The organism is Phenylobacterium sp., from assembly GCF_044371015.1.
In the GTDB taxonomy this organism is placed as follows: domain Bacteria; phylum Pseudomonadota; class Alphaproteobacteria; order Caulobacterales; family Caulobacteraceae; genus Phenylobacterium.
Genome location: NZ_JBILUK010000116.1, coordinates 1 through 9,650, shown reverse-complemented (window position 1 = coordinate 9,650; position 9,650 = coordinate 1). Strand labels below are relative to the sequence as shown.

Below are 9,650 nucleotides of genomic sequence, written 5' to 3'. Positions count from 1 at the left end.
CTCGCCCAGCGCGCCGAACACCTCGTCGGTCGAAACGTGGTGGAACCGGAACGCCGACTTTGCGGACTCGCTGAGCGTGTTCCAGTGAGCGCGCGCCACTTCCAGCAAAATCGCCGTGCCCAGAACGTTGGAGCGCACGAAGTCGAGCGGCCCCTCGATCGCCCGGTCGTTATGGCTCTCGGCCGCCAGATGCATCACGGCGTCGGGTTTGTGCGCCGCGAACACGCGTTCCAACCCGGACCGGTCGGTTACGTCGACGTGCTCGAAGACATAACCCGGCGCCGTGGCCACGCCCGCCACGTTCTCCAGATTGGCCGAATAGGTCAGGGCATCCAGATTCACGACCTGATGACCGTCGGCGATGGCTCGGCGCACCACGGCCGAGCCGATGAAACCGGCCCCGCCGGTGATCAGGATCTTCAAGAGCAAGACCTCGGGTCTGTTGCGACGGCCTCCCATACAGGTGCGGCCGATGGGTTCAAATCACGTTGTGCCCCAACGCCCGCTAACGAACGGTGTGCGATCGACCAAGCGCAAGCGCCCGTGTCTCGGGATCGGTGAACTTGGCGCCCACTTCACGGGGCGGCGGAAGCTCAAAGCTCCCGGCGATGATCGCCCAGGCCTCATCCGGCGCGCTCTTCAGCACCAGCTGCGCCGCCTTGGCCAGACTGTAGGCATAGGCGGCGATCGGAACGGGCGAGAAGTACTGCCGAGCGAACCGCAGGCGATTGCGATGATTGAAAAAGTTGGCGAACGCTGAGGGCCGTCGATGATAGCCGCCCGAGCCGATCGATGTGCCGGCATGATGATAGACTTTGGCGCCTGGCACATGGACGAGCGGCGCATCACCGCGCCGGAAGGCCCAGTCGACCTCCTCAAAGTAGAGGAAGTAGTCGTCGCGCATCGGGCCGACGCGGGCGAGAAACCCGGGTGAAACCACAAGGTTGGCTCCGGTCAGCCAATCGAGTTCCGATGGGTCGGGTGGTGGCGTGGTGGCGGCCGGAAGTCCCGCATTCACCTGTGAACAGACGCCGGTCGCCCGGTTGATCCGCCCGCCGTCCGACTGAATCACATCCGGATGATCATGATGCAGCGTACGGCAACTCATCAGCCCGAAGTCCGGTCGCGCCAGGGCCGCGTCGGCATAGAGTCGCGCAGTGTCGGGCGCGACGACACAATCAGGGTTCAACACCCAGATCGCATCGACCTGCCCCGTCAGCGCCGCTAGTCCCAGGTTCACGCCCCCGGCATAACCCCGGTTTAGACGCCCCTGGATAAGAGTGAGCCCGCCCAGCTCTCGCCCGACGCCGCTTTCGTCAAGCCTGTCCAAGCGAGGTTTCGATCCCAAGGCGGACCCAGCCCAGTCTGTCAGTCGCGCGACGGTGTCGTCCGGTGAGGCGTTGTCCACCACGACGATCTTGAGGCGCACGTCATGTGAGGCCAGCAGGGAATCGAGGCACGCTGGGATCACGTCACCAGACCGGAAACTCACGATCACCACGCCCAGCGTGAATGGCGCCGCCTCGCCCATTGTCGCCCTTCGCCTCCTGCCCACTCGCCAAGAATTCGATATCGCAGCTTGAACCTTAAATTCATGTGCCGATCTCAGTTTGCGGCCCGACACTTCGCCTGTCCCCGCTCTTGGGGACGCCAGCCGACGGAAACTTCATGACCGGCCGCCGCGATCGCTCGCTTTCCGTAGGACTGCTCTGGCACGCCATAAACTCGGGCAACCTGGGCGTCGGCGCACTCACCGTCAGCAATATCGCCGTGGCGCGCGAGGCCGCGGCCAGTCTTGGCCTCTCGCCCAGGTTCACAGTCATGGGCTTTGTTGATCGCAACGCGCCGGTCTATGTCGCGGGTGACGACATCCGCTCCTTGCCGATCAATGGGCGCGCTCTGCTACCTGGCGGCGCCTTCGCGCGCGCGCTCGCTGGGGTGGACTGCGTTCTGGACATCGGCGCCGGCGATAGTTTCACGGACATCTACGGTCGAAAGCGCTTCAGCTATCTCTGGACGACAAAAGTTATGGCCGTCCTTGCCCGCAAGCCGTTGCTTCTCAGTCCCCAGACCATCGGGCCCTTCAGCCGCCAGCCGGAAACCGCACTCGCCGCCTGGGCGATGAACCGGGCCGAGGCTGTGATCGCACGAGATCCGCTCTCATTTGACGTCGCTCGAGGCATGTCGCCGCGGGCGCGGGTGATCGAGGCCGTGGATGTCGCCTTCGCGCTCCCGTTCGAGCCGCGCTTGAAATCGGGCGGGGGCCTCGACATCGGCCTTAACATCTCGGGCCTGCTGTTCAATGGCGGCTACAGTGGATCCAACGAATTCGGCATGCAGGTGGATTATGCGTCCTACACTCGCGCCCTGATTTCCGCCTTCAGCGCCCGAACAGACGTTCGCATTCACCTGATCTGTCACGTCAACGCGCCGGACATGCCCCAGGACGACGACGGCCGCGTCGCCGACCGGCTGGCCGAAGAGTTCCCGAAGGTCATCCGCGCACCCACCTTCACCTCCCCTTCTGAGGCGAAATCCTACATCTCCGGTCTCGATTTTCTGGTCGCGGGACGCATGCACGCCTGCATCGCCGCCTATTCCAGCGGCGTCTCTGTGGTGCCCGTGGCCTACAGTCGCAAGTTCGCCGGCCTGTTCGATGGCGTCCTGGGCTACCCGCATCTTGTTCCGGTCTCCGGGCTCTCCACCGACGAGGCCGTGGCCTTCACCTTGGATCGCCTGGACCGACGCGAAGAGCTGCGCGCCGAGATCGTCGAAGGCTCCAAGCGGATCGAAGCCCGCCTCGACCTCTACCGGGAAGAGCTCCGCCGTCTTTTCGACCGCGTAGCGCGCCCCGCCTGACGCAGGCCCCCTACAACATCTCTCCGCCGGCCGCGTCGAGCAGCAGAAAGGCAAGCCCCGCCGGATTCATCAGCATGTCTTCGACTTCTGCGTCACGGCCGCCTTGGTCGGCGGCGTCGGCGATGAGGGTCTGGTAACGTCGCACGAAGACTTGCGCCCGCGCACGCACCTCATCGTCTGTGAACAACCGACGCGCGGCCCGACGCACCGCCGGCCCAGCCATCCGCCGCACCTCAGCGCGAGCCGCCTCCGGGTCGCCGCGCACCAGTGCTTGGCTAAGGGGACCGAGGCGATCGTGAGAGATCACCACCGCAGGGTCGATATCCATGGCCGCCAGGTCCGCCAGGACTCGGGTCTCCAGGCTCACACCTTCGCCGTCCGGTTCTTCAAGAGACGCCAGAAGATCCTTCCACGTCCAGGTGTCGGATTCGGCCGCCTCGTCCTCGACCGGCGGAGGCAGCGGCGGCGGAATGGTGGCCATACGGCCGCTGGCCGCCTCGAACACCGCTGAAAATTCCAGATCCGTCGCGGTCGGCGTCAGGCGAATCCGCTCACGAAGACCCAGCCGATCCGCCAGGACGCCGGGCGCCTCGGCGACATCCGCGCGCGGCGCCGGGGCAGGATCGATAGGCGCGGGCGCCTGGGCCGATCCCATCACCTTCAGCGCCTGTGAAAGAGTGTCGACATGCTGGCGGACACGCGCCTGGAACGCCGCGTCGATGGCCTCGGCCTCGCGCGTCGCCCGTCGGCTCTGCTCACTGAGGGCGTCCAACCCCTTCGCAACGGCGGCTCGCACATGGTCCGCCTGCTCCGCGGCCTCGGCCGGGAGTCGCGCGGCGCGGGTCTCCAGATCGACGAGCACGGCCGACAATTCCTCGGCCGCCGCTCGCGCCTGAGCTGCGCCTTCCGCCAGCTTGCGCGCCGTGGCCGCACCCGCCTCATCCAACATTTTGGACGACTCGGCGATCAGCGCCTCGGCCTCCTCGAGTCGCGCCTCGAACACCTTGTTGGCCGTCTGGCCGGCGCCGAAGGCCGCTTCCGACAGCTGTTCAACATGTTCGCGCGCCGCCGCGGCATGCCTGTCCGCCGCCTGCAGCGCGACTTCCGCTGCCGTGGTCAACGCGGCGGCGGCCGCCTGTGTCTGCGCCTCCAACTCAGCACGGTGGTCGGCGGCTGACGCTCCGACCGCGGCAAGCGACTGCGTGGCCGCATCGCCCAGGGCCTCACGCTCGGAACGGGCCCCCTCCACCAGCGTCCCAAAGCGCGTCATCGCCTCCGCCAACGCGGAGTTCAACGCCTCGCCGCCGTCGGCCGCCCTCGTGGCCATTTCCTCTGTGAGCGCGCGCGCTTCCTCGGCAAAGGCCTTGAGTCTTTGGGCCTGGGTCTCGGACGCCTCCGCGATCGCGGCCTGATCGGCGCGCAAGGTCTCAGCCAGGGCCGCCAAGGCGCTCCTTTGGGCGGACAAGCCGGCTTCCGCCTCGCGCACCTGTTCGGTCACACCACCGCCCGCCGTTTCCAGTCGCGCGATGTGTCGATTGAGGTCCTCTCCGGCCACTCGCGTGGTCTGGCTCACCTCGTTGGCGGCGGCGGCGAGATCAGCGGTCTGCGCCGCCAAAGCCGCCTGCGACTCTCGGATCTGGCTCTCGGCCACGCCGGCGGCCTCCGACACCATCTTCGCCTGCTGTGTCACCGCATCGGCGACGCGCAGAGCCTGGGCGTCCAGGGTCTGGGCCATCTGGCTCATCTCCGTACGCTCGCGCCCCAGGGTCGCGGCGAGCTCATTCGCCGTGCGCAGGGATTGGGCGGTCGCACCCGTCAGCTTATCGGTCTCGAAGGTCAGAGCGTCGCGCAGCGCTTCCAGCGCCAGTCGCGCCTCGTCAGCCGCACCTGCGGCGCGGAGGATCTCCTCCCGCACCTCCTGGGTCACGCCGCCGGCGCGGGAGGCCGCGATCAGAGCCGGCGCCAGCATGTCGTCGCTCAGCGACTGGGTCCGCCGCGCCTCATGAGCGAGCTTCTGCCCCTGCCGGATCAGGTAGGCCGCCAGCAGCACCAAAGCCGCCGGACCGGCGCCCATCAGCGTGAAAACAGCCAGACCGAAACCGTCCTCGGTAAGGGGCGTCAACCGCGCACGATAACCAAGTGCGAACGCCAGGGGCGCCAGCATCCACAACCCGGCCACCGCAAAGGCGCCGAGCCAGATCGGCCATCCGGGCGGCGGTCCGGCGACGGTCCGAGGCGACACCACCTCCGTCTCCACGTCCAGCTCGTGGTCGCTATGGGCGGCCAGCATGGGAGAGCTCTCCTGTCGCGGATCCAGCGGCCGAAAGCCGACCGTCCGAATGGCCAGGGTGTCGGGCGCCTCAGCCGGCTCGGCGTCAGGCGTGGCGTCAAAATCCAGAGGCCGAGGCCGCTTGGAGGATATCATCGGGTCCCGTCGCTCCCGACGCCATCGGCCCTGCCCGACCAGTCCGGGACGTCGCGATCCAAGGAATACTCGCCCGTAGCCTCGGCGCAAACAGTTACCCGCTCAGAATGCGGTTGGATCTACAATCAGGAGTGGTTCGCGTCAGGCTCGCAGGGGCCTGAGCTTTACCCGTGTCTCTGAGCATGGCGCTGCACGATTAGACTCCGCACGCGGCGATCGCGCGACGGTCTGCTCGACCACAGCCGGGACGGACTGGCGGGGCTCCCTCGCCTCTAGCGTCACGCCGAAGTGTGAAAACGCCGCCGCGGAAGAATGCACGACCACCGCCGCCACAAGTTCGGTCAAGCTCGCCATCTGACGCTTCCATCTATACCGTCAAGCCGACAATAGGGCGATGTCATGGGTGGCGTAAGCACCCGAGCATTAACGATGGTTCATGTTCCAGAGCGCCTCGGCCAGACAGATCGCAATGGCGGCCACTCCAGACGTTCCCACCAGCGGAATAGTGGGGCCGACGCTAATCCTACCACCAGGCAAGCCGTCAGGTTGACAGCGAGCGTCTTCACTTCCAGCTGCCAGTAGATGATCCACAGCGGGATCACATGGGTGACATAGATGTAGAAGCTTGAAGCGGCGATCGCACCGATCCCCATGTGAAGCCAGGACGGCAGACGGAGCCGACGAACCCAAAGCAGCCCCACGGCGCTCGCGCACAGCCATACCGCGTGGGAGTAGCCGGAGAGCCCGGGCCACGCCGGCCAGACGCCATTGATCCCGGTCGCACCCACCACGGCCAGAGCAATCATGACCGCCGTCATGATTCCGCGCCGCGCGGGCGTCACCGCCTCGCGGAGACACCAACCGATCGCTACCAGCAACAACACCGAGTCGACTGTCCGGTTTTCGAGCGCAGCATGCTGGAATATCGCGAAGGCTCCGCACTTCAGCACGAGCGCGCCTGCAATGCAGATCAAGCCAAAACGCCACGGATCATTAGCGATCGATCTGCGAACCGGACTGAACAACGACATAATCGCTACAATCAAGAAAACTTGAGCCAGGACTTCAATGAACCAGAAGGGCTCTAGTATAGATCCAAATCTTCCAAAGACGTTACCAGCTAAAACAAGTGAAGGTATATCAATATTTCTGTTCACCACAAAAAACACAGCAAGTAAACAATAGTAAGGAATTAAGATTTTTTTTGCGAACGATAGCACAATATTGAGTCCACTACCCGTTATTATGTTCGATTTTTGATATCTACAAAGATTATAGCCAGCCAACACTAGTAATATTTCCGCCCCACCACTAACTACAAGATCCGACGAATGGCTTGTTATTACAGCCACAATCGCCAACATACGAATAAATACTTCAGATTCTAAATCTCTCATACCAAAAAAACTGCTACCCCTTTTGACCGGGGATAGAGATTCAAGTTGAGATATGGACAATTTTTCCCATTCTTCCGGAAGAAACCCAACATTATCCTCTATGTGAACTGATATGTTCACGTAGTTTAGCGAATCTCCTCCAAGAGATACAAAACTGCTATCGTCACTTATAATCTTTCCAGAAAACTCACTTGCAAATGTATCTCTTATTGAAGAACGCAATTTATGTTTTTCTGACTTATTCTGGTTCTGTAAGTGAACAAGTGTCGTCCGATAATCGATCTTTCCAGATGGCAGCGTCGATATGCTATTGATGGATATTGCAAAGATGGCGCTCTTCGGCAGTTCGTAGGTTTGACTGAGGTGTTCGACTGTCTCCGACGGATCACCCGACAAGAGTGCAATGTAGAGAAGTTTATCGTCACTCACAGCGACACCACGCCCACCTGTACGGCGGATCTCAGCCTCGATCTCATCAAGACTGATACGCAGACCAAACAGCTTGGCAAACCGACTCTTTCGACCCACGATCCTGTAGAGGCCGCTTGCATCCCTGGTCGCAAGGTCACCCGTCGCAAGCACTTCGATCTCCGAGCCTTTGGCAAGGTCGTCACGTGACGTAGCGTAGCCCATCATCACGTTAGGGCCGGTATAGAAGAGCTCCCCTTCGACCTCGGACTCTGTGACAACAGTTCCGCCCTCGCCCCTCAGGGTGAAGGTGCCTCCCGGTATGGCAATTCCGATCGCGTCGGGACTTTCGGCGGCGAGGCTGGGCGGCAGATAGGCCATGCGCGCAGTGGCCTCGGTCTGGCCATACATGACAAAGAACTTGGCGCCTCGTTGCTGACACCAGAGCGCTAGGCTCCGGACTTCCTCGGGAGGCAATCGCCCGCCAGCTTGAGTAAGCGTCGTCAATGAGCGGGGCGCCATCGCGTCGAACCCCACTCGGCGTAGGAGTTCATAGGTATAGGGTACACCGGAAAGGCTTGTGGCGCCCTCGCGCGTCATCAGACTCCAGAATTCATCGTCGACAACCGACCGATCTGTCAGGAGAAGCGTGGCGCCGACACGAAGATGGGAGTTCACCACCGACAGACCATAGCTATAGTGGAAAGGTAGCGACGTGATTGGTCTTTCGCTGGCCGATAGCCCAAGATACTCGGCGATCGACGCCGCATTGGCCTCGATGGACGTCGCCGAAAGCCGCACAAGCTTGGTCGCGCCTGTCGTTCCCGAGGTCGAGAGCAAGACAGCGAGTTCAGGATGAAAGCGTGCGGGAGGTGCGTCTCTCCACACCAGCCTCCACTCGGCGCCGAGCCGAGCATAAGTCAAATCAGGCTGGAAAACTTGGCGTAGGCGAGGGTCGTGTGCCCCCTCCGCACTTAGCAGAACCGGATGTCCAGCCCGAAGACAGCCAAGATACGCAACGAAAGGCTCAAGCGCATTCATCGCCTCGATCTGCACGAGCTTCGGGGCCGCGCCGACCTCAAGGGCGAACGCATCAGCCCTGGCCGCCAACTCCGCGTAAGATACCCGCTCACCGCTCTCAGTGATAACGGCAATGGCGTCCGCGAAGGATCCGAGCGACGAGGCAAACGCCACCCTTGTAGCGCGCTTACGACCTGTGGCTGGTGTCGATGAAGACAATTTGCTCTTCCGGTCTTGGTGGATCTAGAGAGCCCCTAGGTCGCGGCGGTTGTAGGAGCGAAGCAATCCACGACGCCCGCTCACCCTCTACTGGCCATTGAAGATGTTTAGGAACAGTCACCCAGCCACTGAAACGCATCAACTGGTCGCAAGGTGACCTGCCTGGGTGCCGCCCACACAAACTGGAGAACTCCAATCGAGACGGAGCGGTGAGATTCTTTGAATGCGCGACCAGCTCCATTACATAATAGAATGCCGCTTAGGCGGTATATTCATCAGATTATCCCGCAACATCGGAGCTTTTTCGCACCAATAGGGGAATATGAGACTAGGCTCATGGTGAGGTAGGCGCCAATATGACCACCACCGGATAGTGATCCGACCCAAGTTTAGGCCCTCGCATAACGCTTACGGTCGCCCATCCTAGACCGGCGTAGACATGATCGATCGGCAGATAGGGGAACAACGCCGGCAGACGATTGTGGCTAACCCGCTCGGCAGGCCAGGTCGGCATGAAGCGGGTTCGCCGCACCAAGCCCAGCGACACGTCCTCATGGCGCCGCGCGAACGACCACGGCGTAGAGTTGAAATCTCCCGCCACAATCAATCGATCCTGCTCGTAGCTTCCAAGTAAGGCCCTGAGTTGCGCCGATTGCTTCCGAGACTGTTCAAAACGGGTCGGCCAGTGGCGGTGCACGCCCACAACGGTGAAACGGCCGGTTCCGTCTCTCAGTGTCGCGGTCGTCAAGAACACCTTGTCGCGTTCAATGCGGGGCGGCGCGTAGGTCTCAATCGGGACTCCGCGGGTCAAGATCTGAGAGGCGCAATGGCTGCAAGTGGCGGTGTAGCCCCCCGATCGCACCAAGGGGTCGCGCAAGCTCCCGCTCTCCTGGAGAAAGATCACATCGGCATCTTGCGCGAGTAACCACTTGAGAGCATCCGCCTTTCGAGCATTGCCGCCCCAAGCATTGAACTGAATAATCTTGATCTGACCCGCAGCCGAGGGGCCAGCCTGAGGTCCCGGCTGGCCCGCAAGCGCCTCCGGCGCCATGAGGGAGATAGCCGATAACAGGCCGATCACGCCGGATCCGACAAGGACGATTCGAACTCGCGCGCCTTGCAGCATGGCCAAAGCGAGCGCCCCAAGGGCAGCTAATGCATATATGGGCGCGAAATGGGTCAGCACATCCAGTCGCTCGCTGAACCGTCCGCCCTGCGCCGCCAATGACATAAGAGCGGCGCTGAGCGAGAGCCCAGCGCCGCCCAAACAGATCAACTTCCAAATCAGGACCATGCGCCATCGATACCAGACGCGCGGCTCT

Annotated in this window: 6 protein-coding genes; 1 reads left to right on the top strand and 5 read right to left on the bottom strand. The window is 62.5% G+C overall.

Annotation, left to right across the window (positions count from 1 at the left end):
* Together ACIQ3R_RS10900 and ACIQ3R_RS10895 are read right to left on the bottom strand one after the other, a co-directional pair.
* Positions 1-423 (bottom strand): GDP-mannose 4,6-dehydratase (locus ACIQ3R_RS10900; RefSeq protein WP_397418361.1); only part of this gene is annotated, 423 nt, incomplete at its 3' end.
* An 82-nt stretch (positions 424-505) separates the two neighbouring features.
* Positions 506-1,531 carry a glycosyltransferase family 2 protein gene (locus ACIQ3R_RS10895; protein WP_397418359.1) on the bottom strand — a complete coding sequence of 342 codons (1,026 nt, stop codon included), beginning with the start codon at positions 1,529-1,531 and terminating at the stop codon, positions 506-508.
* A gap of 137 nt (positions 1,532-1,668) precedes the next feature.
* Here ACIQ3R_RS10895 and ACIQ3R_RS10890 point away from each other — a divergent pair, with 137 nt between their 5' ends.
* Entirely contained in the window at positions 1,669-2,859 is a 1,191-nt protein-coding gene (locus ACIQ3R_RS10890; protein WP_397418357.1) for a polysaccharide pyruvyl transferase family protein, read from the top strand.
* 10 nt (positions 2,860-2,869) lie between these two features.
* Here the strand turns inward: ACIQ3R_RS10890 and ACIQ3R_RS10885 are convergent, their stop codons facing one another.
* The 3 genes from ACIQ3R_RS10885 to ACIQ3R_RS10875 all read right to left on the bottom strand — a co-directional run.
* Complete coding sequence (locus ACIQ3R_RS10885) at positions 2,870-5,284, bottom strand: polar localization protein TipN (protein WP_397418355.1); 2,415 nt, start codon at positions 5,282-5,284, stop codon at positions 2,870-2,872.
* Positions 5,285-5,718: 434 nt separating this feature from the next.
* Positions 5,719-8,283: an AMP-binding protein gene (locus ACIQ3R_RS10880; protein ID WP_397418353.1), complete on the bottom strand. Its 2,565-nt coding sequence runs from the start codon at positions 8,281-8,283 to the stop codon at positions 5,719-5,721.
* 379 nt (positions 8,284-8,662) lie between these two features.
* Positions 8,663-9,650, bottom strand: a 988-nt coding sequence (locus tag ACIQ3R_RS10875; protein WP_397418351.1) for an endonuclease/exonuclease/phosphatase family protein, incomplete at its 5' end; no start/stop codon positions are given.

Bases quoted from the DNA above. Each gene is read 5' to 3' on its own strand.
- ACIQ3R_RS10885 (WP_397418355.1), bottom strand. From the start codon at position 5,284: ATGATATCCTCCAAGCGGCCTCGGCCTCTGGATTTTGACGCCACGCCT.
- ACIQ3R_RS10890 (WP_397418357.1), top strand. From the start codon at position 1,669: ATGACCGGCCGCCGCGATCGCTCGCTTTCCGTAGGACTGCTCTGGCAC.
- ACIQ3R_RS10895 (WP_397418359.1), bottom strand. From the start codon at position 1,531: ATGGGCGAGGCGGCGCCATTCACGCTGGGCGTGGTGATCGTGAGTTTC.